Below are 25792 nucleotides of genomic sequence, written 5' to 3' on the forward strand. Positions count from 1 at the left end.
GGATTGAGGGTCTGGATGTTGGCGCGGACGACTACCTGACCAAACCTTTCTCGGCGCGCGAGCTCGTGGCGCGCGTCAGGTCGAATCTTGACCTGGCCCAGATACGCAGCGACGCCAAAGCTGCCATCGCCCAGTCCGAGGAGCGGTTGCGCGAGCTTAATATGGACCTCGAAAATCGAGTTCTTGAGGAGGTCAACAAACGCGCGAAGGCAGAGGAGGCGCTACGGCACGCTCAAAAGATGGAGGCGGTCGGCCAGCTCACCGGCGGTATCGCACACGACTTCAATAACCTCTTGACGGTGATTATCGGTGGCCTAGAGACGATCGAGAGAAGCCAGTCGGACGATGCGCGGCATGCCATCGGCCTGAGGCTCGCGTTCAAGGGCGCAGAGCGCGCCGCCGACCTGACCAGTCGATTGCTGGCCTTTTCAAGGCGGCAACCCCTGGAGCCGCGGCGCCTGGATGTCAATGCGTTGGTTCATGACATGCGAAACCTCCTGCATCGTACGTTGGGCGAGCAGATTAAACTCAAGGGCGCGCTTGCACCCCAGTTATGGGCTATCGAGGCCGACAAGGGGCAGTTGGAAAACGCCATCATCAATTTGGCGGTGAACGCCCGTGATGCCATGCCCCATGGTGGCGTGCTCGCGATTGAAACGTCGAACGCCGTGATCGATAAGGCCCATGCCGGAATCGGCGCCGACGTGCTCCCCGGCCAATACGTATGCATAAGCGTCAGTGATAGTGGCGAAGGCATGAGCGAGGAGACGATGTGTCGGGCGTTCGAGCCATTTTTCACCACCAAGGAGGTCGGGCGGGGTACCGGCCTCGGACTAAGCATGATCTACGGATTCGTGAAGCAGTCAGGTGGGCATGTTTCGATAAGCAGCGAACTGGGTAAAGGCACCATCGTGAGCCTCTATTTCCCGCGCGGTACGGCCCAGGAGGAATCCGCTCCACAGAAGATTGAGCTGGCCATTCCAAAAAGCACCCGTGGCGAGGTGGTTCTGGTCGTCGAAGACAACGACGATGTTCGTGCATACACCGTCATGAGCCTTGTGGAACTCGGCTACGACGTGTGCCAGGCGGCCAACTATGACGAGGCGATCCGTGCTTTGCGTGACGATGAGCGCATCGAATTGCTGTTCACCGACGTCGTTCTGCCTGGCAAGAGCGGTCGCGCCATCGCGGACGATGCCATGCGGCTTCGGCCGGCGCTGAAAGTGCTTTTTGCTACGGGATACTCACGGGATGCCATTGTGCATCACGGCCGTCTTGATCCTGGGGTAACCCTGATTACCAAGCCATTTACCTTCGAGCAGCTCGCTTTAAAGGTGCGTGAGGTTTTGGATCGACGATGATGAAGACCCTTTGCGCCGGATGCTAGCCGCTCGGCGCCGTGATGCGATAGACGTCTGTTTGTGCGTGGCCTTCGGGAATCCGGATCAGCTTGCCGTCTTCTGGTCACGGCCGAATGGCGTGGTCAGGCACGTGCGCCATGCCCGGCGCGGCCCGGTCGCCATCGAAGCCCGCGCGCCACGCACGATCCGCCCGACATGATCGGCGCTGTGGGCGAGGGTGCCGTGCCGGTGCAGCCAGCGGAACAAGGGTGAGCAATGGTGGTCGACGTGGCCGTTCCCTGCGCCCCTCTCTGCGGGCCGGGCCGTCACTCGCGCGACGCCTTCACGCGCTCGCGCCCGCCCTTGGCCGAGATGGGGTGTAGCCTGGCTTCCCTTGGGGCTCGCTAAGGGTTGCCTAAAAGCTCGACCAGTCGCGACTCGCAGGGGGAGAGGTCATAACCCCGTCGTTGCGAGATCACGAACGTGAGCGGGCCGAGGTGCCAGGCGCGGCGTTCGAGTTCGACGAGTTCGCCCCGCGCCAGGTCCTCGTCGACGAGGTGTCGCGGCATGTGCCCCCAGCCGAGCCCGGCCTTGAGTAGATCGCGCTTGGCGCCGAGATCGTTCACCAGCCATAGGCGCTTGCCGGCCACGCCTTGTTGGGTCTTTTCCGCTTGCGGCTGGTTGTCCGTCACGACAATCTGGACATGCCGACCGAACTCGTCCACGGGTATGGGGTTCGGTGTCGAGGCGAGCGGATGGGAGGGCGCGCACAGCGTCAGCATCTCTGCCTCGCACAGCCAGTGGCGTTCCACGGCATCCGGGCTCACCTCCGGCACATCCTGGACCGTAACGGCCAGCGCACACAGCTTTTCGAGCACCAGTCGCTCGCCTCCCTGCATGGTCGTGATGCGCAAGTTGATCGCGGCGGTGGGGAACTCTGCTTGCAGCGTTCGCAAGCCCTCGATCAACTGGGCGCGCGGGAAGTAGACATCGACCGCCACCGAGAGCTGGGGCGCGCCGGCTCGGGCGATCGAGCCGGCACGGGTCTTCATTTCTTCCGTGCGTGAGATCACCGCCCGCGCGTCCGGCAGAAGGCTGCGTCCCGCGGCGGTGAGCTGCGCCTTGCGGGTGTCGCGATCGAACAACTCGACATCGAAGGCGCTTTCCAGTGCCTTGATCGCGTGGCTGATGGCCGATTGCGCGCGACTGAGCTTCCGCGCCGCACCGGAGAAGCTGCCTTGATCGCATACCGCAACGAACGCGCGCAGCTGGTTGATGGTGACGTTGTCGAGCACGATCATCCAATAAGTAGATCGAATTAAGCGATTTTTCGTCAATTGCCCTGATGCGTCAAGCAACCCATCTTCGTCTGGACCTTAACCCCCACAACGAAGGATGCACGACATGAACAGACTGAGTGGAAAGACCGCCGTGATCACCGGGGGCGCCACGGGTATCGGCCGCGCCGCCGCAAAGCGCTTCATCGAAGAGGGCGCCTTTGTCTTCATTTTCGGTCGCCGGCAGGACGTGCTCGACGCCGCTGTTGCCGACCTCGGTCCCCATGCCCGCGCCGTGAAAGGCTCGGTCTCGGATCAAGCCGACCTCGACCGGCTCTACGCGGCGGTGAAGGCCGAGCGCGGCACCCTCGACATCGTCTTCGCCAATGCCGGGGCGGGTGCGCCGCTTGCCCTCGGTCAGATCACCGCCGAGCACATCGACGAAACCTTCGACACCAACGTGAAGGGCACGATCTTCACGGTGCAGAAAGCGCTGCCGCTGATGAGTGAGGGCGGTTCCATCATCCTGACCGGATCGAGCGCCGGCACCACGGGCGCCCCGGCTTTCACCGCTTACAGCGCGAGCAAGGCCGCGGTGCGCAACCTCGCGAAGACCTGGGCGGAGGAGCTCAAGGGCACCGGTATCCGGGTGAACGTGCTGTCGCCCGGGGCGACGGCGACCGAGCTGGCCAAGGAGGCATTGGGCGAAGAGGGCCAGAAGGCCTATGGCGCGATGACACCGCTCCAGCGCATGGCTGATCCGTCGGAAATCGCGGCGGCCGCTGCCTTTCTCGCCTCGCCGGACAGCAGCTTCATGACCGCCAGCGAGCTGGCCGTCGACGGCGGCCTGGCACAACTCTGACGCGCTACGCCCGGGCGGTCACTCCATTGGATATCCGGACCCCGCAGGGCGCAGTCAACAAGGAAGCAGAAAAAGGAAAAGCACATGAACAACCATCGTGAACAAAAATTGGCGGGAAAGATTGCGGTCGTTACGGGCGGAAGTAGCGGGATCGGCCTGGCCACAGCCAAGCGCTTTGTGGAAGAGGGTGCCCACGTCGTAATCACGGGCCGACGGGAGAAAGAGCTGCAGGAGGCCGCGGCCTTCATCAAGAGCAACGTGACGACGGTCGTAGGCGACGTGTCGCGCCTGGACGATCTGGATCGGCTCTATGCCGTCGTGAAAGAGAAGCATGGCCACATCGACGTTCTCTTCGCGAACGCAGGCGCGGGGACCATCGCACCGCTTGAGGTAGCTACCGAGGCCCATTTCGACCAGACCTTCGACGTGAACGTGAAGGGCGTGTTCTTTACGGTGCAGAAGGCCCTTCCTCTCTTCAAGGACGGCGGCTCGATCATCCTGAACTCTTCGGTCTCGAACGTGTTGGGGCTACCGGGGTTCAGTGCCTACGCCGCGAGCAAGGCGGCCGTGCGCAATTTCGCACGCGCCTGGACCCTGGAGCTGAAAGACCGAAGGATCCGCGTGAATTCGATGAGTCCCGGGCCCATCGATACCCCGGCCCTGGGGACGACGACGGGCCTTACCGCAGAACAGGCCAAGGAAGCGGCCGCCCAGTTCGCCACGCAGGTCCCGATGGGTCGCAGGGGCGTGCCCGATGAAATCGCCGCTGCAGTGGCGTTCCTCGCCTCTGATGAGAGTTCTTACATCACGGGTATCGATCTCGCCGTCGACGGGGGTATGGCGCAGGTCTGACCCCGACGCGGCCCCGCGAATGGCCTCCAGAAGGGCCGCCGCGGGGCCACGCTTACCCAATCGAAGGAGATTCCCATGTACGACCGATCCACACTTTCCGAATTGATCCGTTTCGCACGCGTCGCTGCAGGCGCCGTCGTCATCGACGTTTACCCGGGCGATGGCGGCTGGACCCGAAGCTTCTCCGACATCGTCGGCCCCGAGGGGCGGGTCTACACTTTCGTGCCGGCTGAAGTCGCCCACTTCAAAAACGATCCGCTCGGCAGCATGCGCGCGCTGGCGAAGGAGCCGGGCCGGGAAAACGTCGAAGCCGTCTCGGCGGACCTCGTGGCGATGCGGGAGGTCACGCAGCCGGCGGATGTGTTGTGGTTGCACTTGTTCTACCACGACCTGCACACCGACCTGATGCAGGCCAGGGGCGCGACGGCGGCCGACTTCAATCGAGCCGTCTACGAGCAGCTGAAGCCTGGTGGCTCGTATGTCATCGTCGACCATGCGGCCGCCGTCGGGGCGGGTGCGAGCGAGGCCCGGTCGCTGCATCGGATCGAACCCGCATCCGTGCGCAAGGAAGTGGAAGCGGCCGGCTTCGTTCTAGACGCTGAGAGCAGCATGCTCGCGAACAACGACGATCCGCATTCGATCAAGGTATTCGACCCGTCCATCAAGGGCGACACCGATCGCTTTGTCTATCGGTTTGTGAAGCCCTGAGAGGTTTCGGCTCCGGGGCTACTGCGAGGGCTTGGCAACGAGCAGTTGGCGCCCGCGATGAAGAACCTGCGTGCGCGTACCAATCATCCGCAGGGCGTCGAACAGCTTGCAAAGACAGTAGCCATGTCTGGATCTGCGTTCTTTGAACGCCTCTCCCGATTGGGGTGTTGCGCCTATGGAATACCTGCTGGCATGGCGGATGGTGATCGCGAAGGCGCTGCTTCGCGATCACCAATGGACGATCTCGGAGCTTGCTGACCGCGTGGGCCACGCCTCAGCGAGCGCTTTGAGCAGGCGCGTCGGAAGGCCTGCTGGCAAATACGCGCGCTTAAGGTCATCAATGCGTCAGGCAAGGATGATGTGGGTCATGAAAGACATGTTGTCGCTGGCTGGAACCAAGGGCGGCGGCAAGCGGATGAGGCTGGTATCGAAAGATTACGTAGCGAATGTTTAGAGTGGTACGACAATCTTTGCCCACACGCTCTCGCCTTCAGAGTGATTGCGAGCCGAGAACTCACGGAGCGCTTTCACTTCAACAGATGCGCCCTTCAACTGGTATCGTGCTGCGGGCCCGATGGAAACCACACGTGCGCGATTTCCATCGCTGTTGACCGGCGCGCCGTACTGGCGATCATCCGTGGTCTGCTTGAGGACATAGCCGTTCAAGCCGACGCGCAACGCGGGAGTCACTGCATAGGAGGCCGAATAGTCAAAGTGGAAAAGTTGTCCCGAACGGTAGTCCGTGTCGGCATTCCGGAAATTGAAGGTATAAGTGACCTTCGCGGACAGCTCCCAACCAGACGCCGGAAGATAAGAGACGGAGAAAATGGGGCGAAATGAGTAATAGTTGTTTCCGGTATTGAGGGCGCGATGGACGTCGTAGCTGCCCTTTGGCACCACTAGATCAAACGCCGCCAGCGTATGCCAATCGCCGCGCTGCCATCCAACGGTCGAACCTAGCGTCACATCACCCATGGCGACGATGCTGTGATTGCTCGACGCGTCACCGCTGGCGATGCGAGCACCCGATCCGATGGCAAAGAAGCCGACTTTTCCTCCGGCGATCTCCAGGTTGGACTGATAGAAGAGGCGTGCCGCAACGGCGTCCACCGTCAAATGGAAGTTCGCAATTGCCGAGCGACCCTTGCCGTTGTTGTAGCGATCGGCGGTGTAATAGTTGGTATACAGGACACCGTAAAAACCCTGCGAAGGAATGGCGCCTGCATAGAACCCTTCGGAGCCTTTGCCGATGTTGTCGCCGCTATTCTCCGTGGCGCAGACCGTCGACGCGCCCCATAGGCTTGCCAGTGTCATGCCGATCAGGGCGAAATTCCTAAGGGAAGTACGATTCACGACAGTGCTCCCGTGGACTTGAAGAGCACCTTGAACAGCGCGTCGCCGAAGAGCGTGATCAATACCCCTGCGAGAAGGACGATCGCGCCGACCACGCGCACGCCAGACACGTGGCGCGTGACCATGCCCATTAGGCCGAAGTGGTCAATGGCCAGTGACGTGAGTAGTTGGCCGGCAATGACCAGAGCAAGCATATTGGCCAAGCCGATGCGCGGCGCAAGCAGCACCGTGCTGAAGATGGCCGCCGCGCCGAGAAAGCCGCCACCAAAGCGCCACAGCGGCTGGTTCGGCAGGCTGGCAATGGCGGCCGACAGGCCGCCTTTACTTAAGGCAATGACTGCCAGGGCCAGCGTTCCGATGACAAAGGAGACGAGGGCTGAAGCTACGGTGTTTCCGTTCAGTCCACCCGCAAGCTGGCTGTTAACCGCAGCCTGCGTGGAGATGGCCGAGCCCGCTGCGAAGGCGAGCAAGAGAAGTAAGAAGTTCATGACCAATAGCCCCTCACTCAAGCGACAGCGGGTGAAACGTCGGAAAATGGATTCGGCTCATATCCAGCGCGGGCGAACAGATGCGCACGGGAAGATTCCGTGGCCGTTTTGAGTGCGTGCATATCAACGTCCACAAGCCTGCCACCTGCCTTGCGAATGCGACCGCCGACGATGACGGTATCGACGTTACTTCGCTCAGCCGCATGTACGACGGTGCCAATGGCGTTGTTGGCGGGATAGAGATTGATGTCGCTGGTGCGGATCAAAACGACATCCGCCTGCTTGCCCGGCGACAGCGTGCCGGTGCAGTGCTCAAGCCCCGCGACCCGTGCACCCTGGACGGTTGCAGACGCAAGGGTGTCGCGAACGCTGACCGGGGCCGGGGCATTTTCGTCGCCATTGAACCGACGGTGCTGCGCATGCGCACGCTGGAGAAAGTACACGGCGCGCATTTCGGCAAACATGTCACCACCGTAGGAAGCTTCCACATCGATGCTGATGGCCGGATGGATGCCGTGATCGATGGCGCGCTGATAGACGGTGAAGCCTTCTTCCAGGCCGTACTGTGCGTCCGATCGCGGACACACATTCACATTGACCCCGCAGTCCTTGAGTATCTGCCACTGCTCGTCTGTAAGGCCGGTACAGTGATTGAAGATGTTGTCGGGACCCAGCAAACCCTCTTCCTGCAACGAAGGCAGCAACTGGCCCATGTCCTGGCCAAGAAACTCAGTGATAATGCGCAGGTTGCACGCGCGCGCGGCCTCCCAGGTCTCGCGATCCCATTGGGACATCATCGCCATGGTGACCAGCTGATGATCGGACGCGAAGCGCTCCTGCTTGAGGCGTGCCAGATCGTCGGGCCAATGCTGGGCCCACTCACCAGCCAGTGGCTTGCCCGGCGCATACACAGCGCGGATCCCTGCATCCTCAAGCGCATCGATCGACGCGTCTGAATGCGCAGGGCTACGTGCGTTGTGTGAGTTGTCCACGATGGTGGTAATGCCGGCGTCGAGCGCGCCCAGGGCCGTCAGCAGGTTGCCGATATACATGTCTTCCGGCCGGTAGTGGGTCGCGAACGAGAAGTGCGTGGAATTGAGATAGTCCAGCAGCGTCGGCGAATTGGGGTCGATCCGTCGAAGCTGGCCCTCCCATGCATGGCGATGCGAATCCACAAAGCCCGGCATGACAATCATGTCGGTCGCGTCGATGACTTGGGCGCCGTCGACATGGAGCTCGGCAGCGATGGCGGCAATGCGATTGCCTTCGATGAGCAGGTCTCCGTGGAAATCGCCAATCGTCGGATCCATCGTGATGACGGTCCCGCCCTTGATGAGTAGAAGTTGCGAGCCTGGAACAGGACGCAAAGGCTCCACGATGGCGCGCAGATCCTGCCAGCTGATGCCGGAAGTGGTGTTGGAAGACATGGGGATTTCCTGGCGCGACAAGGTTCGCGCGTGAGAGGGGGTTAGATCAGGCGTTTGCGCCGCCATCGACGTGCAGCACGGTGCCCGTCGTAAAGCCATTGGTCATCAGGAACAACGCAGCGTCTGCCAGATCATCAGACCTGCCGACACGACCTACCGGGAGACTCGAACCCATGATCGCCATGGTGTGGCTGCGATCAGCCTTGGGCAGGAAGTCCCACGCCGGCGTATCGACCACGCCAGGCGCAAGCGTGTTCACGCGAATCGGGGCAAGTTCGAGCGCAAGCGTGCGTGACAGGCCTTCCATGCTGGCGTTCAGCGCCGCGACAATGGATGCGCCGGGCGAGGCCCTGTGGGCCGCTACGCCGCCAAAGAGCGTGATCGAGCCATCGGCAGCCAGTCGTGATGCGAAATGGCGAACGAGATGGACGGCGCCCCACAGCTTCGTCCACAGCATGGCCTCGATGTCGCTGGTGGTGATGTCCACGAACGGTTTGAATACATTGTTCGCGGCGGTAATTATCAAGTGATCGATCGGTCCGATATTGACCGCCAGCGCGGCCACCTCCGCCTCATGGCAAATGTCCACCTCATGAAGCGTCACTTCGCCGGCAATGGTGGCTTTGGCGGCAAGCAGGCGATCGCCGGACCGTCCGACCGCGTGCACCAGGGCGCCTTCCGCCGCGGCCTTGCGAGCCACTGCCAGTCCCATACCCGAGCTGCCGCCGACGACAACAACGGTTCGTCCTTTAAGCGCGATAGCCATGTCAGGCTCCGTTTGATAGAAAAAATGCCCGACATTAGAATGGTTTATGCGAGCAGGGCGGGCGTCCTGCGGTGGTGGAAAAGTTAAGTCCGCACCCGCGTATCAACAATCCTCTGAGCGGTTCATGCCTTATGAAGCTGGAGATACAGAATGCGGGGCTCTGAGTACGCCGATTTGAAGGCGTTCGTGATGATTGCCGAGCTGGGTGCCTTTGCCAGGGCTGCCGAACAGCTCGGTGTGTCGCCCTCCGCCTTGAGCCAGACCATCCGCGGCCTGGAAGCTCGCCTGGGCGTTCGATTGTTCAATCGCACCACGCGAAGCATTGGCCTGACCGAAGCGGGGAGTCGCCTGTTCGTACGCGTGCAGCCGCTGTTCGATCAGTTCGAAGAGGCCATTGAAGAGGTGAATGCGTCGCGTGACACGCCGCGCGGAACACTGCGCATCGCAGCACCCCAGATGGCGCTTGTGCACCTGCTGCAACCCATGCTCGGTGTATTTCAGCGTGACTACCCGGACGTCGTGCTTGATCTACATAGCGACGAAAGTCTCAGCGATATTGTGGCCAACGGTTTTGATGCAGGCATTCGTCTCGGAAAGCATATCGATCAGGACATGATCGCAGTCCGGCTTGGGCCGGACCTACGCCAGATCGCGGTGGCATCACCCGAGTATTTGGAAAAACACGGCACGCCCAGCACGCCGGAAGAGTTGCGCGAGCATCGCTGTATCAACTGGCGCAGGGCAGGGCAGACAAGCTTGTACCCTTGGGAATTCGCCCGTGACGGCAGCTGGTTTGAGGTGGCGGTGACGGGTTCGTTGATCGTCAACGACTGCGCGGTGGCGCTGCAGGCGGCGGTCGACGGGCTGGGCATCACCGTTTGGACGGAGGAGTGGATGAAACCGCAGATAGACTCCGGCAAGCTCGTGCCGCTCCTGCGGGAATTTTCACCTCCGAGTCGCGGCTTCTATCTCTATCACCCCAGCCGGACGCGCATGCCCGCCAGCCTCGAAGCGTTTATTCACGTAGTGAGGCAGGTGGCGCTCGCAGGCGCGGACAATCCCGCTTAAGTTGCGCACAAGGCCATGGCGTCCATGCGAGAGCGGCCTCAGGGCCAGGGCGCTATTTCTCGACAATCTTCGATGAACGCTTTGGTTTTGGCTTCGGCGCGAAGAGATTTTCAACGATGTAATCGATGAAGACCCTGAGTTTCGGCACGGGGTGCCTTCCACTTGGCCACATGATCCGATAGACGTCAGTCTGCATGTGGTCTTCAAGAATGCGCACCAATTTCCCGGACTCCAGCCAGGGGCGGATGGCAAAATCGGGAAGATAGGCAATGCCCACACCTTCAACGGCGAAGCTGACGCGTGCCTCAAAGCTGTTGCAGGTGATGGCAGCTGGTAGGGGAAGTTCGTCTTCCGTGCCGTGCCCGTGCACGGGCCATCGCTGCAATTTTCCGGTATTGGCGAAGCGAAACTGTATGCAGGCGTGCTCCTGAAGGTCTTCGGGTTTAATAGGGAAACCGTTTGCTTTGAAGTAGTCGGGCGAGCCTACCAACACCATTTGGAACTCGCCGACTAGTCGGGATGTCAGGCGCGAGTCGGGCACTTCGCCTGCGCGGATAACAGCGTCGTATCCCTCATCGATCACATCCACACGACGATCATCAAAGTGCAGATCGAGCTCTATGTCCGGATAAGCCTTCTTGAACCCGGCCAGCACAGCGAGAAATGGATCGCCAACCATCGGGAGACTGATCTTCAAGCGCCCCCTGGGGGCCGCGATGGATTGCGACATTTCAGCCTCGGCCGCATCGAGCTCGGCGAGGATTCGACGTGATCGATCAAGAAACTGCATACCTTCTGCGGTCAAGGTGATGCTGCGAGTGTTCCGGTTGAATAGACGCACGCCGAAGCGCTCCTCCAGGCGTGCAATGGTCTTACCAACGGCCGAGGCTGAAACACCAAGCGTACGGCCGGCTGCGACGAAACTACGGGTTTCGGCAACCTGCACGAAGACATTGAAACTGCTGATGGTATCCATAGCGGCTCCGGCATAGCGCGAAACGCTAGCGACAGACTGGGTCAGTGAGTCCATACCTTAAACCTTGCGCCTCGGGTCCGGCGCGTGCGACCGATTCAGGCATAGACGGCTCGCTCGGCGGCCCCGCCGTATCGCCACGCTTTTAGCAAAATAGCGACAAGCGACAACGCGGCGAAGCCAAGCCCGCAAGCGATGATGCCGGATACACCATAACGCTCGATGGCCACACCGCCTAGCCACGCGCCGATCGCGATGCCTGCGTTGGCGAAGGACACGTAAAGGCTCGTGGCAAACTCATGGGCCTCAGGTGCTGCGCGAGTTAGCCAGGTCTGCGTAATAACCATCCCGCTGGTATGAATGGCGCCCCAGAAGAAAACGATCACACTCAGGGACAGCAGGTTCGCGCCCTCCAGGGCGTACAGCGTGACGTACGAGCACGCCAGAAGTACGGGAAGCGCAGCTACGGTTGCTACCGGCCACCGGAGAAGAAGACGACCTGAAATCAAATTACCCGTCACCCCGCCCACGCCGAATAGCAGCAACATCATGCTTATGGTCTTTGCATCCAGGCCCATCCGATCTCGAAGAAGCTCAGCGGCATAGCTGTAGACGGCAAACTTGGTCGTAAAGACAAGTACGGTAGCGGCAATCGCAAGCCAGACTGATAGACGACGCAGGATGGCCAATTGACTGGCAAAGCTCATCGGACGCGCCTTGGTTTGACGTGGTAGTTGGATAAGCAATCCCAAGCCGGCCAACAATGTCGTCGCGGCGCAGCAAAGAATGGCCGCCTCGTAGGACACAAGATCGGCCGTCAAAGTAGTCAGCGGAACGCCGAACACCAAGCCGAGTGTGGTGCCGATAAAAGCCGTGGTGGTTGCGTGTGTGGCACGTTCTTTCGGATACAGCGACACCGCAGCTGCGAAGGCAGCGGAGAAAAACACCGGGTGAAGCAGGGCGGGCAGGATGCGCAGCGCCATGAGCGCCGAATAGCTCGGTGCATAGGCTGAAAGCACGCTGCAGGCAGAGAAGCAGAAGAGGGCGCCAACCAAGATCTTCTTTCGATCCCGTCGGGACGAAAGCAAGACCAGGAACGGGCCGGAGATGGCGACGATGAAGGCAAACAGACTCATCAGAAGCCCTGCCTGGGCAATGCTGACGTTGTAGCGTGCCACGATAAGAGGGAGGATGCCTACCACGCCCAGTTCTAGCGTGTATAGGCCGAAGAGACCCAGGATGATGAAGGGCATGACGCTTAAGGGTTTGACCGTAGGGCTCACGGGAACTCCAAAAAAAGGAGCCGCTATCTGGGCCAGGCGAATCAGAGGATTCCCTCTGTAACCCGCAGGCTCGACAGCGGCTCAATACAGCAATGGGTTTAACGTGCAGAGGGCTTCAAGCGGTCGCAACGTCGATCACGACCTTGCCGAAGGCGCCGCGGTTCAAGTGAGCGAATGCTTCGGGCGCCTGGTCGAAGGTGTAGCGGCCGTCTATCACCGGCTTGATGTCGTGGTGGTCGATCATCCGCACCAAGTCCTCCAGAGCACGACGGTGGCCAACCGCTACCGCCACTAGACTGGCTCGGCTACCGAGTAGCGGCATGATTGAGGAATTGAGCTCATCCGACTCAAGAAGGCCAATGATCGAGATGCGGCCGCCTGGGGCGACAGCTTCCAGAGACCGGCGAAGATTCTCGCCTCCCGCCATTTCCAGAATGTGCTCGGCCCCGCGGCCGCCGGTTAGGTCGCGCACGGCAACATGCCAATCCGGTTCCGTGTTGCGATTGATGCCATGTGTGGCACCCAGCTCGATAGCGCGCGCAATCTTGTTTTCGCTTGTGGTCGTGACGATCACTTTGGCGCCGGCAGCGGCAGCCAACTGGATGGCAAACAACGACACGCCCCCCGTGCCTTGAACGACCACCGTTTGGCCGGCGCGTAGCTGGCCCAGCTCAATAAGTGCCATCCAAGCAGTGAGGGCAGCGATGGGAAGAGTGCTTGCCTCGGCAGCGTCAAGGCTTTTGGGCGCCCGCACACACCAGTCGGCGGGAGTGGCTACGTATTCGGCAAGCATCCCGGGAATGGGTCCGCCCTGCGTTGGCATCTCCGCCCACGAGCGCGGGGCACCATCCGTCCAGCCGGAGATGTACGTAGAAATGACGCGATCCCCCACGGCAAACCGGTTCACTCCTTCGCCAACTGCCACTACCGTGCCAGCCATGTCGGACGTAGGCACAAAGGGGAACTCAAGCGTCGCCGTCATGCCGTTTTCGATAACTTGGGTATCGCGGTAATTGAGGGACACCGCTTCTACCCGGACCAGGATCTCGCCGGCCTTCGGTTGCGGCCGCGGAGCGGCGGCAAGCCTTAGCTTGTCCAGACCAAAACTGGGAATCTCCCAGCGCTTCATTGCATCCGTCATGTGACTTGTCTCTAGAGAGAAAGATTACGGCGGATGCTAGAGAGAAGGGCTGCGGCGATTAAGTCAGGCGCAGGTCCGCTAATTACGGAATTCGAAGTCCGCAATCCGTTGTGATTAGATCGTGTTATCGCGAAAAGGGTTCGTTGTCCTCGCGTGCGGCGGCAAGGAGGGTGCTCGCCCGGCTGGTGAGCAGACTGCCCGCCTGAAAATAGCCCATCACGGTGCCTACGCCTCGGTGTTCGGTCATCGCCATCACCTCGCCGAGCGGCACGCCTTGCCGACCCGCTTCGGTAACAAAGCCCGAGCGCAGGCTGTGTGCGGCCCAGTCGCCCTCGAGACCCGCGAGCTTGGCCCGCCGTTGCACCATCCGCGCCACGTGATCGCCGGTGAGGGCGGTGGTGCCGACCGTGCCGCCGCGATGCAGCCGCCGAAACAGCGGACCCGTCGTCGCCGGCGCGGCCGCCAACCAAGCGGCCAGCGCATGTGCGGCCTCGCCGCGCAGCGGCTTCTCACGCCGCACGCCCTGTGTGTCGGTCTTGGTCGCCCCCAGCGCCACCAGCCAAGTGTCGGCATCGAGCGGACGCACGTCGGTCACCTGCAGGCCCACCACCTCCGAACGACGTCGGCCGCCGCCGCTCCAGGCCAGCAGCAAGAGCGCGCGATCGCGCACGCCGCGCAGTTCATCGGTGCAGGTAGCCAAGAGGGCCTGCAGCGACTCGGCGACCGCAGCGGTCTTCTGGCGCACCTGGGCTTTGCGCGCCTGGCGCAGCAGGGTCTTCACCGGGCCTGCATCGGTCGGCGTGTCCCAGCCGCGCACGCGGTGCCAGCTAGCCAGCACGGCCAGGCGATGACTGACCGTGTTGAACGCCAGTGCGCCCGCATGGCCCTTAACGCCAGCGGCAACCAGAGCCTCATCGAGCGCGGGCGGCAAGGTGTGGTCCCACGCCCCGTCGGCGGTGGGCCGCGCCAGATGATCGAGCACAAACTGCACCACCACCGTCGTCGGCAGCGGCGCGTCACCGAAGGCGTCGTCGTAGCGCCCGCGCAGCCACGCCGCCCAGTAGGTGAGGGCCGTGCGGTAGCTGCGCACGGTGTTCGCCGCGGTGCCGGCGGCCACAAACGCCGCAGCGGCCGCCTGGCTTGCGGCATCGAGCGTTGTCAGGTCCAGCGGGAGATTCGCACGGTCAGTCGGCATAATCGTATGATTCATTACGTCCACCGTAACTAAAAAAGGCTTTTTGCCAACTAAGGTCGGATAAACTGCCCTTATCAGACCTAATCTAGCTGAGGGCGGAGTATGGCCAACGGAGTGCCGGAACACGAGGTTTTCAAGGCCGCGGACGCAGTGCTGGCCCGCGGCGAACGCCCGACCGTCGAACGCGTGCGCACCGAGCTCGGGCGCGGCAGCCCGGCGCGGGTGGGGCAGTTGCTGGAGCAGTGGTGGGAGCAGCTGGCGATGCGTTTGAAGGGCCACGCGTTGCTGCCGGAATTGCCGGGCGAGGTGGCCCAGGCCTTTGCGGAGGCATGGCGGCTCGCACTGAGCCACGCCGGCACCACCGCCGAGGCCGCTCTGACGGAGCAACAGAACACCTTGTTTGCGGCGCAAACCGAGCTCACCCAAGAGCGCAAGCTGTGGGAGATCGCGCTGGCCGCAGTCCAGGGCGAACTGGCCGAGGGGGCGAGCAAGCTGGCTCAGGCCGAACTGCAACTGGCCGAACGCCAGGGCTTGCTCGAGCAGCTCGCGGCCGACGTGACCGACGTGCGGCAACAACGCGATCGCTTGCAGGGCGAACTCCAACGTCGACAGTCGGAGCTCGAGGGGCTGCGGGCGGAACACGCCGCCATGCAGGCGCACATCCGTACAGTGGAAGACCGCGCTCACCAGCAGGTCGACCAGGCGCGCCAGGAGCTCAAGGCGCTGGGGCAGCAGCAGGAGCGGGCGCGGCGCGAACACGCCAAGCAGGTGGCCGAGTTCACGACGCAGCGGGACGCCCTGCAAGCTGTCGTGCGGACGGCCGAACAGGCGGCAGCCCATCAGGCGGGGCAGGTGACTGCCTTAGAGGCGACGATCGCCCAATGGCGCCGTACCCCAGCCTCCGCACCGCCTGCCAGGCGCAAGTCAGCGAAGGCAACGGGCAAATCCACAACACGCCAGCGCCGCTCATAGCGATTGCATTCGCGAAGCGCAATAGCCACCGCTATGCTGCATGCAAGCACAGGGGATTCCGCGATGACGACACGATGGCCGAGGGGATCGGCGTGGAGGAAATGGGACCTCCACCTGCACGCGCCGGGAACGAAGCTCAACGATCAATTCGCCGTGGCCGATGGATCGGATATTTGGGATGCGTACTGTCGCGCACTGCATGCGTCGGATGTGCAGGTTTTCGGGATTGCTGACTACTTCTCCGCCGATGGCTATTTTTCCGCGCTGCAGGCCTACCAAGCCCGTTACCCCGACTCGCCGAAACTTTTCTTACCGAACGTCGAGTTGCGCACTAACGATGTTGTCAACAAGCAGCAGGAGGAAGTCAATGTCCATCTGCTGTTCAATCCCTTCCGCCCCCATTACGCCGAAGAGATTCGATCCTTTCTAGACGTACTCAAAACCAATAAGACCGCTGGCGGTGGGCGGCACGTCAAGACCTCCGAACTCAAGCACCAACATGATTTTGCTTCGGCCACGACCACGCGGGAGTTCATCCGAGAGGCGCTAAGTAATGTCTACGGCTCGACCGCCGACTTGCTGGACTACGTGCTTATTATTACGGCAGCCAACAACGACGGCATTCGACCTGAGCGTGGCAAACAGCGCAAACTGTTGATCACCGACGAGCTGGACAAGTTCAGTAACGCGTTTTTCGGGCATGCCGGCAATGTCGATTATTTTCTTCGGCCGGATCGTGGCGAAGACAAGGGCGCGCCGACCATGCCGAAGCCGGTCCTTTCCGGGTGCGACGCGCATTCCCTTTCCGATCTCGAGGAGAGGCTCGGACAGGTGGCATCCGATGCCCATCGAGGCATCGAGTATGCCCCGACCTGGATCAAGGCGGACCTGACCTATGAGGGGCTGAAGCAGATCATTTTCGAGCCCGGCAATCGCGTGTTCATCGGTGCCGAACCCGACGTCGAACGGCGTGTCCGCGATAACAAAACGCGCTATATCGAGTCAGTACACATTACGAACGTCGACGGGTACAAATCGGATGCGCACGGTGCCTGGTTCCACCAGGAAACGATTGCGTTGAACAAGGAGCTCGTCGCCATCATTGGCAATAAGGGTAGCGGGAAGAGTGCCATCACCGACATCATCGGCCTGCTAGGCAACAGCCACAATCAGCTGTCCACGAACACGTCCGGTGCGAAAGGCGAAGAACTGTTTTCGTTTCTCAATCGGAACAAATTCCTCAAGGGCGGCTGCGCGAGTCATTTTCAGGCGACGCTGAATTGGTACGAGGGCGCGGCGGACACTAAGCGCCTCGACGCCCAAGCCGCCACGAATCTGCCGGAGAGGGTCGAATATCTTCCGCAAAAATATCTGGAGCGGGTCTGCGCCAATATTGCGGATGACGAATTCCGAACCACACTCAACTCCGTGATCTTCCGCTATGTCAAACCGCAGGACCGATTCCGCAAAGGCAATCTCGACGAGTTGATCCAGTATCGAACGCAACAGGCCAACGAGGAGATCCTCCTGAAAAAGCAGGATCTTCGTTCGGCGAATGGCGCCGTGGTCGCCGCCGAAAAGAGGCTGACCGAGGACTATCGCAAGCAGTTGGAAGAAAAGATTCGACAAAAAAAGGAGGATCTTGAGGCGCACGGCAAGGTCATACCGACCGAAATGTCGAATCCCAATACTGGGCCAGATGCCGCCGCTGCCGAGCCCGCCGAACTCCTGCGACTTTCACAGCAACTGTCCGCGCTGGAACAGCAAATTGAGCAGCTGCAATCGGAACAGATCACGGTGAGTGCTTCCGCAGAAGAACTTCGGCAATTTCGCCAAGCAATCGAACGCGCCGTCCAGGATCTGGCCGGACTGGAGACGAAACACGAGGCGCTTCTTGCTGCGGTCGGATTGAACTTCAGCCAGATCGTGGCTTTGAACGCGGATTACACCGCCCTTGATACCGTGATCGGCGAGAAGGTGCTGCGGCTAATGCAGATCGAGACCCTGCTTGCCGCCCCCAATGCGATCACCAGCCGACATGCCACTGACATCGGCGCGGATGCCTCCAGCTTGGTTGGCCAGAAAGCCACCATCGAGGCGCAGAAGGCCGAGCTGGTCGAGCGACTGGGTCGGCCGGCCCGTGAGTATCAACAGTACATCGGCGATCTGAAGCTATGGAATGATCGCGAAAGGGAGCTACGGGGCGATCCTAAGAACCCCGGTGCCGAGACGCTGCTGGGACTGCAAGACGAGCTTCAGAAGGTCAATACCGTGTATCGGGAAAACCTACGTACGCTTCGTGCTGAGCGCGAACGCGTCAGTAAAGAGGTCTTCCGCAAGAAGCGTGATCTGACCCGGTTCTACGACACCGTGAAGCAGGCGATTGACGACGAGATCGTCAAGTGCCGGAGTCAACTGGGCGAATACAACCTCACGATCGAGGCGGGATTACGCTTCGCGTCGTCGTTTTTTGACGAGTTTCTTAAATTCATCAATCAATCGGCGATAGGAAGCTTCCGCGGACAGGAAGAGGGGCGGGCGATGCTTCGCCGCTTTACGGATGCCGTGGACAACTGGGAGGATGAAGGCCAGGTCTTTCGGGCGTTGGAATCGATCGTTGAGGCGCTGCATGCCGACATGCGCGACGAAGACTTAGGTGAGCCTCCCGTACGCGATGTCTTCAAGCAAATGAAAGGCCAGAAGACGCCCCAGGAGCTTTATGACTATCTCTTCGGCTTCGACTACCTTGAACCGAAGTACGATTTGAAAGTCGATGGCAAGGATTTGAGCGAGTTATCTCCCGGAGAGCGAGGTGGCCTGTTACTCATTTTCTACCTCATGCTTGATCGACAAGATATCCCGCTGGTCATTGATCAACCCGAAGATAACCTCGATAACAAGAGTGTTTACGAGGTCCTCGTTACGTTCATCAAGCAGGCCAAGAAACGTCGGCAGATTATCCTTGTCACGCACAACCCCAATCTCGCCGTCGTGGCTGATGCGGAGCAGATCATTCACGTGTCGATCGACAAGAAGGAGGGCAAACATGACTTCGATTTCTTCTCCGGCGCGATAGAAGATCCACGCATCAACCAAACCGTGATTGACATTCTCGAGGGCACATTGCCCGCCTTCGACAACCGTCGCCTCAAGTATAGAAGGGTCATTCGACCTATGACGTAAAACCATGTTCGTCGCCCCGGGGCGAACACTTGGCGAAGTGTCGTACACAAAACTGGACGGCGATAGATGGCGTATCGGGCCTATGGGCGTCGATCGGCAAGCAGGAAAGGGGGAACATGACTTACCATTTTAAGAACCTGTCTTCCGCGGATTTTGAAGATCTTGCCCGAGACCTCATCGGGAAGGATCTGGGCGTGCGCTTCGAGGGGTTTTGCGCTGGCCCCGACGGAGGAGTTGATGGCCGTCATGCCGCCACCAATGGCAAGTCGGTTGTCCTTCAAGCAAAGCATTACGAGGGCTCGCCTTTTAGCAGGCTAAAGGGTGCCATGAAGCGAGAGCGCGCATCGATAGACAAGCTCACCGCTGATCGGTACGTGCTAGCCACCTCATGCCAACTTACACCCAATGGAAAGTCCGACTTGGCCGCTACGATTGGGCCTCACCTTAAGTCGGAGGCAGACATCTTTGGTCCAGAGGATCTCAACGGACTCCTGCGAGATCACCCTGATGTTCTCAAAGCGCACATCAAGCTTTGGCTGTCCGGCACAGGCGTGCTCGAAAGGATTCTTCGCGCGGCAGCCCACGCGTATGCGTCGATAACGCTCGAAGAGATTGAACAGAAGGTCAGGGTCTATGCACCGAATCCAAGCTTCGATCAATCCCTAAAGAAACTCGACCAGCATCGTGTATTGATCATTTCAGGGCCACCAGGCGTTGGTAAAACCACGCTTGCGGAGATGCTCTGCTATACGTTTCTGAGTGAGGAGTGGGAACTCGTCCCGATCCGCAGCCTCGAAGATGGGCTCGCAGCGTTCCAGGATGGGAAAAGACAAATCTTTCTCTTCGATGACTTCCTTGGAAGAGTCGCCCTCGACAAGAAGGCATTGGCGCATAAAGACTCTGAATTGGCGCGATTCATCATGCGCATTCGCCGATCCAAGAATGCTCGTTTCATCTTGACGACACGAGGCTACATATTTGAAGAAGCCAGGCAGGTGTCGGAGCACCTGGGAGATCAGCGACTCGATGTGACCAAATATGTGCTTGACGTTGGCGTTTACACTCGGCGTATCAAGGCCAGAATTCTTTACAATCACTTGCTAGTAGCTGGCGTGCATAGGGATTACGTCAGGTCACTCATCGAAAGCAAATGCCTTCCCGCAATCATCGACCACGCGAACTACAATCCCCGCGTGATTGAGGCGATGACCGATGCATTACATATCTCGAGCATTGACGCCGCGGAATATCCAGCCAAGTTCCTCGACGCGCTAAAGAACCCGCACCGCATATGGGATGCTGCTTTCAGAAACCACCTGGACAATAGATGTCGCCACCTCCTCATCGCCATGTTCTTTCTCTCAGAATACGGCGTGGAGGTGCCCGATCTCAGGGTCGCTTACGACTCCTTGCATACTGCGATGAGCTTGGCATATGGCCATCCCTACGGACCCAAAGACTTTGAAGAGTCGCTGCGTATCCTTGAAGGCAGCTTTTTAAGCATTTCCGGTGGAAAAGTCTCCTATATCAATCCTTCGCTAAGGGACTATCTCTCAACGTACCTTTGCGATGAAGATCTGCTCTTTCGAATGGCACCAACGGCCAAATCCATAGACTGGATACGGAGGCTGTGGACATTTGTACAACTTAAATTTTCCTTTTTTGCGCAACAGAAACGCATAGCCCAAGCTTGCGTCGACTTGCTGGACATGATGAAGAGCCGCCCCGCATGGCAGGCCGATCGCCGTGATCCAAGAGTCCTGACGTATGGCGATGCATCTAACACCACAAGACTTGAACTTCTGATTGATTGGTGGAGAGTCACCGATGATGATAGGTTTGCTGACTGTGCATTGACAATTGCGCGCAGTCCTGTGCAAGGGTTCGACGCATGGCGAGACGGAAGTTCGCTCGTCGGATTGTTCTCGACCTTGACCGACAGAGACAACGGTCGAATGTTTGTCCATGAGGCCGAACTTCTTGCGGTGGTGGAAGCTGCACTAGTCGAGATGATTCGATGGAAGCCAAGTATCGATGATTTATCGACACTGTCGGATGCAATAGAGCATGGCGGTGATGACGTTCCGCCTAGCGTGTCGGCCACCCTAAAGGATGCGATCTGGAACGAATTCGATGAAATCGATAGCCTGGTTCAAAATGAGGACGATGAAACCCAGCTAGAAGAGATCATCAGTAATCTGAAAAAGTTTGCTCGACAATTTGACGTGCCAGAAAAGATGCTGGGCTCTGCGGTTGCGAAAGTCCAAGATCGCATCGATGGTCTTGAGGAGCGCGGCGTATCGGACCCCTCACCGGATTTTGACTCAGGTGAGCGCGAACTGGACCGTTTTGACGATAGCGCACTCACCAATCTTTTCATGCCGCTCCTCGAAGAGTGAGGCCGGGACGCCTGAGCATGCTTGATCGCATGCTCCAAAGGAATCAAGGAATGAAGGCAATTCAAACAGCCATGAAACCCCCTGAGCTTGCCGTATTCGCGAGATTCGTTGCGATCGGCTTTGTGGGTGCCGAGATCTTCCGACTATCTTTCTACCTCGGCACTCAGGCCTTTCGGGCTTACAGTGCCCCAGTTTGGCTTGTCACTGCCACGTGCATATTTTTTGCCGCTTTGATTTTGACCTATGGCATTGCTCGTCAAGCTCACGCAGAGCTTGGCCGGATGCTTAAGAGCGGCCGCATCGATCTGATGCTTCTCCTAATAGTGGGTGTCTGGACCGATGGAGTGGCAGCCAACTCCCTAGAGAAACTACATGCTCACGTTCGGGATGTTGGCCCCGCCTGGGCGCCCCTGCTACTCGCCGCTTTCTCTGGCGTAATGCTTTCCTCGCTCGTCGCCAAGTATTGGCCGATCGAGAGGCCGGCCTCTCAATTGGTTTTTCTTGATGACGACGAAATCACCGATTCGGGCGCGGACTTTCTTGACGTGAGTCTTCATGCCCAATCGTTCGCCGAAGCAGTCCTGGCCAGCGCCGCACAGTCTGGACTGGTTTTTGGAGTAGATGGACCGTGGGGTGTCGGAAAAACAAGCTTTACGAATCTTGCATCACGCTACTGGCAAGAAAAGGCTATTGAATCTACGCTAGTTTTTCGGTTTGAGCTTCTGCGCTATGCGTCGGAGCCAGATCTTCCTCAGCGATTCCTTCGCGAGCTCACCGCGGCTATTCAAAAGCATGCGTTCGCACCTGAATTTGCGCCAGTCGCTTCGCGCTACGCAAAAGCCCTTAAAGGAAAGGCTGAGTTTTCGTTTCTCGGAATCAAGTATTCGCTAGAGCCGAGCGACGAAACGATAGATGACATGCTTCAGGACATTGATGACGTCCTTAAGCGCATACGACGCAAGATAATCATCGTAATTGATGACCTGGACCGATTGGACACCAAGGCTGTCGCGAACGTGCTGTTTGCTATCCGGCGCACATTTCGCCTGTCGCATGCCATATACATCCTCTGTTATGACACTGAAATTCTGGTGGGTTCTGACGGCGACTCTGAAAATGCGCGGGCATTTCTTGAAAAATTTGTCACAGTCAAGCTTAGCCTTTTTGTCGATGGCACGCTGATTCAGCGTTTTCTGGAACGCGACTGGAGTTCCGAAGAAAGCACCTTGCAAACCATTCCGTCAGAGACGATGGTGAAGCTTTCGAGCGTACGCTCCAAGCTATCGGAAATCTTAGGCGGGCCGATGGCCGCGAGCTACATGCCTATGCTTGGTAACATTCGCAAGGTAAAGCGATTCCTCAACGCAGTCGTACTGATGCAAATTGAACGAACCGAGCTCGCGCGCACGGATTTTAATCGGGGTGACCTCATCAACCTAATGTTGCTCCACCTACATTTCCCTGGCATTTTCCGGCAAATCTATGCCGAGGAGACGGAGGGGCGATCCGGGTCCTTTTCGGTCCAGCGAAATCTGGAGGGGCGTTCGTTCGTCAACAAACAGGCTTTCATGGACTTTGTAGATAGACAGTCATCGACGGATGCGAAATTTTTACTATCCCAGCTCTTTGACGTTGGCACTCTCAACTTCAATTCTTGGGCCGATCTGGATGAGGCTGCACTGAGTTCACGTGCGTGCTTCAATCAGCGGGGGCGGCGGAATCTCGAAAACTACCTGAAGCTCATCGTCCGCTTCGTGACACCGGAGCCGAGAGACACCTTCGTCTTGTATAAGGAGGCGGTCGACCGCGTGCAGGAGGGGATGCTAATTCGCTCTCTCCTTACGGAACGAGATTTCCGCCTGACCGACAACGACGAGGCTCACAATCAGTTCTGGAGTCTGCTTGTCAATCGCGCCAGTGCATTCGACGCAGCGGTAGCAAATGATGCGATCGCCACACTGATTGAGTTCTTACCCAATTACAATGCAGTTAGCGTCGACGGACTATCGCTCCGCAATCGATCCATCTACTCCCTTGTCCGCTTGCTAGACAATGCAGGTTGGGGGCGGACAAAAAAACGTCGCCTGCCGAACTCGCCAGCAAATGTCGTCGAAATTGCCCACAGGATTTTTGGCACAAACGGACATGAGGGGCGTGGAATTCTCGACTTGCTGAGCTTGGAGGGGAGGGGGGTTCTCGGCTGGCATGATTTGGCACTCTTTCGCCTGACCTGTTCTTGGGATCGCGCTGGGCAGCTACACAATCTCCAATGCGCGCTGCTTTTGTATGAAGACGCCAATGCGGAAACCACGGGCATCGTGGCTACGCTCGCGGTGCAGGAAATGCGTCGCATCTCGCAAGAGGTTTTTGCCCGGTTCAAGACGACCTTTATAAGCACCGGGCGCAATTTCTTTGCTGAGGTCGACGGCACCGAGGATGGCGCATTTTTTGGGCGCGCGCTTGCTGACTTCAAGATCAAGCAAATGATGCCGGATGACGCCGATTCGACTCACCTGAAATTCGCTCTGGCAGCAACGCGTAACGCAGTAAAGAGCTTTGTCATCTATCAACTCAGCAACAGCATGGGCGCCACAGGCTCGGGCGTAGGTTGCGGCTATTACGATGAGGTGGGCTCATCCGATGGCCATGGCATTGCCAAGCTAATGAACGACTACGTCTTCGACGTGTGCTTCGACCTCGGCAAAGAAGAAAATGTGCATCACTTTGTTACTCATCTTTTATCCCATTTAAGCAACGCCTTTTTCTCTGGCGGAGACGAAGAGGGGTACTGGCCAACCGTTGCAGGGCTGCCCGGACCCCTTGACCCTCACCGCCTGGCGCTTTACTGGCAAAAACATCGCACCTGGATTTTGGAGAAGGAGCTTCCTTCACTGCAATGCCAAGTGGTTACTGGAAATTACATTGCCACGTATACCGAAGATCTCCCGAAGGTCTTCGCTGTTCTGGATGATCTCATGAGAACGAAGCTTCAGCCCACTGGCGATGCCCCGCAGCTTTAGAGCGAGGATGCGGCGACAGCTTAGTGCTGATAGGACGAACGACGACAGGTGTAGCAGCGATTTCACATGCCTATCTAACCTGTGAGGTAAGCAAGTAAGCGCAGGCTTGCCGTCGCGTTCGCGTCGGGCATCAAGCGACCTGCCTTTCGCTTTAGTTATTGCTGCTTCATTGCCAAACACGTCGAAACGGTAGCCTCATACACGATTGCTGCCTCAATGAAGCGCTTCTTGGCATCCGCAAGCTCGTGGGGTGTGGTACGCCCCCGCTTTCGTAGACGGTTAGCTGCCGGATTTTGAGTTGGCCGCCTCGAACATCATTGGCGCAAGGCCGCCAAGATGTCCATGTCGGCGTTGCCGGTTGTAGAAAACCTCGATGTAATCGAACACGTCGCTGCGTGCTTCCTCACGACTGCCGTAGACGCGGCCACGCACCCGTTCCTTCTTCAGGCTGCTGAAGAACGACTCCGCCACCGAGTTGTCCCAGCAGTTGCCGCGTCGACTCATGCTGACCTCCAGGCCGTGTTCGTGGCAGAAGCGACGCCAGTCGTCGCTGCCGTATTGCACGCCCTGGTCGGAGTGAATCACGACACCGGCTTCGGGGCGTCGCCGCCAGATCGCCATCAACAACGCATCCATCGCCAGCTCGCGTGCCAGGCTGGATTTCATCGACCAGCCGATGACTGCACGCGAATACAAGTCGATGACCACGGCTAGATACAGCCAACCTTCGGCCGTGCGCAGGTACGTGATGTCGGTGACCCATGCTCGATCAGGATGCGCAACGTTGAACTGGCGTTGCAATCGGTTGGTTGCGACAACCGCAGGCTTACCGGCCTTGTAGCGACGCCGAAGCGGTGAGCGCACTGAACGAAGACCGTGTTTGCGCATTAATCGCTCCACGCGTTTCCGACTGATGTGTTCGCCCGCTTCGGTCAAGTCTCGGTGTACGTTGCGGCTGCCGTACACACCGCCCGATGCCAGGTAGGACTCTTCGATATGTACCATCAGGCGAGCATCTTCCTTGGCGCGAGATGACAACGGTTGCTTCAGCCATGCGTAGTAGCCGCTGCGCTCGATCTTGAGCACACGACACATCGTGGTGAGACGAAACTGCCGGCTGTGGGCCTGCATGAAGGCGTACTTTGCTCTTATCCCTTGGCAAAGTACGCGGCGGCCTTTTTTAAAATGTCGCGCTCCTCTTCAGCGCGACGTAGCTCGGCGCGCAGCCGGGCGTTCTCCTGCACCAGGTCGACTTCCTTCTGCGCTTTGCGCGCATCGCGGCTAACGCCGCGCTCACGAAGCCATGCATAGAGACTGTGCGATGACACGCCGAGCCGATCGGCCACCTCCATGACGGGGTAGCCACGCTCGCTGACTTGCTTGACCGCTTCAGCCTTGAACTCGTCGGTGAAACGTTTGCTGGTCATAGATCCTCCGATCCTCAATAGACACTATCAGGTGTCTACGGAATCGGGGGCGTACCAC

Annotated in this window: 20 protein-coding genes; 10 read left to right on the forward strand and 10 right to left on the reverse strand. The window is 59.1% G+C overall.

The window, feature by feature from the left end; translation table 11 throughout:
- A partial coding sequence (locus JHD67_RS16230; RefSeq protein WP_199100276.1) for an ATP-binding protein occupies positions 1–1361 on the forward strand: 1361 nt, incomplete at its 5' end.
- Positions 1362–1744: 383 nt separating this feature from the next.
- On the opposite strand, the gene JHD67_RS16235 is transcribed toward JHD67_RS16230, so the two are convergent.
- On the reverse strand, positions 1745–2641 hold the full coding sequence (locus tag JHD67_RS16235) for a LysR family transcriptional regulator (RefSeq protein ID WP_233171968.1): 897 nt from the start codon (positions 2639–2641) through the stop codon (positions 1745–1747).
- 103 nt (positions 2642–2744) lie between these two features.
- On the opposite strand from JHD67_RS16235, the gene JHD67_RS16240 reads away from it, so the two are divergent.
- From JHD67_RS16240 to JHD67_RS16255, 4 genes are all read left to right on the forward strand, one after another.
- Positions 2745–3479 carry an SDR family oxidoreductase gene (locus JHD67_RS16240; protein ID WP_199100278.1) on the forward strand — a complete coding sequence of 245 codons (735 nt, stop codon included), beginning with the start codon at positions 2745–2747 and terminating at the stop codon, positions 3477–3479.
- Between the two features lie 84 nt (positions 3480–3563).
- Positions 3564–4331: a glucose 1-dehydrogenase gene (locus JHD67_RS16245; RefSeq protein WP_199100279.1), complete on the forward strand. Its 768-nt coding sequence runs from the start codon at positions 3564–3566 to the stop codon at positions 4329–4331.
- A gap of 75 nt (positions 4332–4406) precedes the next feature.
- Positions 4407–5039 carry a class I SAM-dependent methyltransferase gene (locus tag JHD67_RS16250; protein ID WP_199100280.1) on the forward strand — a complete coding sequence of 211 codons (633 nt, stop codon included), beginning with the start codon at positions 4407–4409 and terminating at the stop codon, positions 5037–5039.
- A gap of 175 nt (positions 5040–5214) precedes the next feature.
- On the forward strand, positions 5215–5493 hold the full coding sequence (locus JHD67_RS16255; RefSeq protein WP_199100281.1) for a hypothetical protein: 279 nt from the start codon (positions 5215–5217) through the stop codon (positions 5491–5493).
- Here JHD67_RS16255 and JHD67_RS16260 read toward each other — a convergent pair.
- The 4 genes from JHD67_RS16260 to JHD67_RS16275 are packed head-to-tail and all read right to left on the reverse strand — an operon-like array spanning position 5490 to position 9073.
- Positions 5490–6392 (reverse strand): transporter, encoded by a 903-nt coding sequence (locus JHD67_RS16260; protein WP_199100282.1) that lies wholly within the window; start codon positions 6390–6392, stop codon positions 5490–5492. The genes JHD67_RS16255 and JHD67_RS16260 overlap by 4 nt on opposite strands.
- Positions 6389–6880, reverse strand: coding sequence for a DMT family transporter (locus JHD67_RS16265; protein ID WP_199100283.1), 492 nt, complete (start codon positions 6878–6880; stop codon positions 6389–6391). Before JHD67_RS16265 ends, JHD67_RS16260 begins: the two co-directional genes overlap by 4 nt.
- 17 nt (positions 6881–6897) lie before the next feature.
- Positions 6898–8307 carry an amidohydrolase family protein gene (locus tag JHD67_RS16270; RefSeq protein ID WP_199100284.1) on the reverse strand — a complete coding sequence of 470 codons (1410 nt, stop codon included), beginning with the start codon at positions 8305–8307 and terminating at the stop codon, positions 6898–6900.
- Between the two features lie 46 nt (positions 8308–8353).
- Complete coding sequence (locus tag JHD67_RS16275; protein ID WP_199100285.1) at positions 8354–9073, reverse strand: SDR family oxidoreductase; 720 nt, start codon at positions 9071–9073, stop codon at positions 8354–8356.
- A 150-nt stretch (positions 9074–9223) separates the two neighbouring features.
- On the opposite strand from JHD67_RS16275, the gene JHD67_RS16280 reads away from it, so the two are divergent.
- Entirely contained in the window at positions 9224–10141 is a 918-nt protein-coding gene (locus JHD67_RS16280) for a LysR family transcriptional regulator (RefSeq protein ID WP_255557350.1), read from the forward strand.
- A gap of 52 nt (positions 10142–10193) precedes the next feature.
- On the opposite strand, the gene JHD67_RS16285 is transcribed toward JHD67_RS16280, so the two are convergent.
- The 4 genes from JHD67_RS16285 to JHD67_RS16300 form a co-directional block, all read right to left on the reverse strand.
- Positions 10194–11117, reverse strand: a complete 924-nt coding sequence (locus tag JHD67_RS16285) for a LysR family transcriptional regulator (protein ID WP_199100287.1) — start codon at positions 11115–11117, stop codon at positions 10194–10196.
- Between the two features lie 95 nt (positions 11118–11212).
- Positions 11213–12397, reverse strand: coding sequence for an MFS transporter (locus tag JHD67_RS16290; protein WP_199100288.1), 1185 nt, complete (start codon positions 12395–12397; stop codon positions 11213–11215).
- A 115-nt stretch (positions 12398–12512) separates the two neighbouring features.
- Positions 12513–13538, reverse strand: coding sequence for an NAD(P)-dependent alcohol dehydrogenase (locus JHD67_RS16295; RefSeq protein WP_233171969.1), 1026 nt, complete (start codon positions 13536–13538; stop codon positions 12513–12515).
- A 124-nt stretch (positions 13539–13662) separates the two neighbouring features.
- A complete protein-coding gene (locus JHD67_RS16300) occupies positions 13663–14748 on the reverse strand; it encodes a tyrosine-type recombinase/integrase (RefSeq protein WP_199100289.1) in 1086 nt (361 codons plus the stop codon).
- An 87-nt stretch (positions 14749–14835) separates the two neighbouring features.
- Here JHD67_RS16300 and JHD67_RS16305 point away from each other — a divergent pair, with 87 nt between their 5' ends.
- From JHD67_RS16305 to JHD67_RS16320, 4 genes are all read left to right on the forward strand, one after another.
- Positions 14836–15705, forward strand: a complete 870-nt coding sequence (locus JHD67_RS16305; RefSeq protein WP_199100290.1) for a DNA-binding protein — start codon at positions 14836–14838, stop codon at positions 15703–15705.
- A 63-nt stretch (positions 15706–15768) separates the two neighbouring features.
- Entirely contained in the window at positions 15769–18888 is a 3120-nt protein-coding gene (locus tag JHD67_RS16310) for a TrlF family AAA-like ATPase (protein WP_199100291.1), read from the forward strand.
- A gap of 116 nt (positions 18889–19004) precedes the next feature.
- Complete coding sequence (locus JHD67_RS16315) at positions 19005–21287, forward strand: restriction endonuclease (RefSeq protein WP_199100292.1); 2283 nt, start codon at positions 19005–19007, stop codon at positions 21285–21287.
- Between the two features lie 50 nt (positions 21288–21337).
- Positions 21338–24307: a P-loop NTPase fold protein gene (locus tag JHD67_RS16320; RefSeq protein ID WP_199100293.1), complete on the forward strand. Its 2970-nt coding sequence runs from the start codon at positions 21338–21340 to the stop codon at positions 24305–24307.
- Between the two features lie 279 nt (positions 24308–24586).
- Here JHD67_RS16320 and JHD67_RS16325 read toward each other — a convergent pair.
- Positions 24587–25734 (reverse strand): IS3 family transposase gene (locus tag JHD67_RS16325; RefSeq protein ID WP_199100294.1). Its coding sequence is split into 2 segments (ribosomal slippage): positions 24587–25491 and positions 25491–25734, totalling 1149 coding nucleotides; the frame shifts between segments, so codons are not numbered across the junction.
- Positions 25735–25792: the final 58 nt, after the last annotated feature.

This window comes from Dyella sp. ASV21, assembly GCF_016428975.1.
Classification (GTDB): Bacteria; Pseudomonadota; Gammaproteobacteria; order Xanthomonadales; family Rhodanobacteraceae; genus Dyella.

Excerpts from the sequence above, each read along its gene's own strand:
- JHD67_RS16235 (WP_233171968.1), bottom strand. The coding sequence starts at position 2,641 with ATGATCGTGCTCGACAACGTCACCATCAACCAGCTGCGCGCGTTCGTT.
- JHD67_RS16240 (WP_199100278.1), top strand. The coding sequence starts at position 2,745 with ATGAACAGACTGAGTGGAAAGACCGCCGTGATCACCGGGGGCGCCACG.
- JHD67_RS16245 (WP_199100279.1), top strand. The coding sequence starts at position 3,564 with ATGAACAACCATCGTGAACAAAAATTGGCGGGAAAGATTGCGGTCGTT.
- JHD67_RS16250 (WP_199100280.1), top strand. The coding sequence starts at position 4,407 with ATGTACGACCGATCCACACTTTCCGAATTGATCCGTTTCGCACGCGTC.
- JHD67_RS16255 (WP_199100281.1), top strand. The coding sequence starts at position 5,215 with ATGGAATACCTGCTGGCATGGCGGATGGTGATCGCGAAGGCGCTGCTT.
- JHD67_RS16265 (WP_199100283.1), bottom strand. The coding sequence starts at position 6,880 with ATGAACTTCTTACTTCTCTTGCTCGCCTTCGCAGCGGGCTCGGCCATC.
- JHD67_RS16270 (WP_199100284.1), bottom strand. The coding sequence starts at position 8,307 with ATGTCTTCCAACACCACTTCCGGCATCAGCTGGCAGGATCTGCGCGCC.
- JHD67_RS16275 (WP_199100285.1), bottom strand. The coding sequence starts at position 9,073 with ATGGCTATCGCGCTTAAAGGACGAACCGTTGTTGTCGTCGGCGGCAGC.
- JHD67_RS16280 (WP_255557350.1), top strand. The coding sequence starts at position 9,224 with ATGCGGGGCTCTGAGTACGCCGATTTGAAGGCGTTCGTGATGATTGCC.
- JHD67_RS16285 (WP_199100287.1), bottom strand. The coding sequence starts at position 11,117 with ATGGATACCATCAGCAGTTTCAATGTCTTCGTGCAGGTTGCCGAAACC.
- JHD67_RS16295 (WP_233171969.1), bottom strand. The coding sequence starts at position 13,538 with ATGACGGATGCAATGAAGCGCTGGGAGATTCCCAGTTTTGGTCTGGAC.
- JHD67_RS16300 (WP_199100289.1), bottom strand. The coding sequence starts at position 14,748 with ATGAATCATACGATTATGCCGACTGACCGTGCGAATCTCCCGCTGGAC.
- JHD67_RS16305 (WP_199100290.1), top strand. The coding sequence starts at position 14,836 with ATGGCCAACGGAGTGCCGGAACACGAGGTTTTCAAGGCCGCGGACGCA.
- JHD67_RS16310 (WP_199100291.1), top strand. The coding sequence starts at position 15,769 with ATGACGACACGATGGCCGAGGGGATCGGCGTGGAGGAAATGGGACCTC.
- JHD67_RS16315 (WP_199100292.1), top strand. The coding sequence starts at position 19,005 with ATGACTTACCATTTTAAGAACCTGTCTTCCGCGGATTTTGAAGATCTT.
- JHD67_RS16320 (WP_199100293.1), top strand. The coding sequence starts at position 21,338 with ATGAAGGCAATTCAAACAGCCATGAAACCCCCTGAGCTTGCCGTATTC.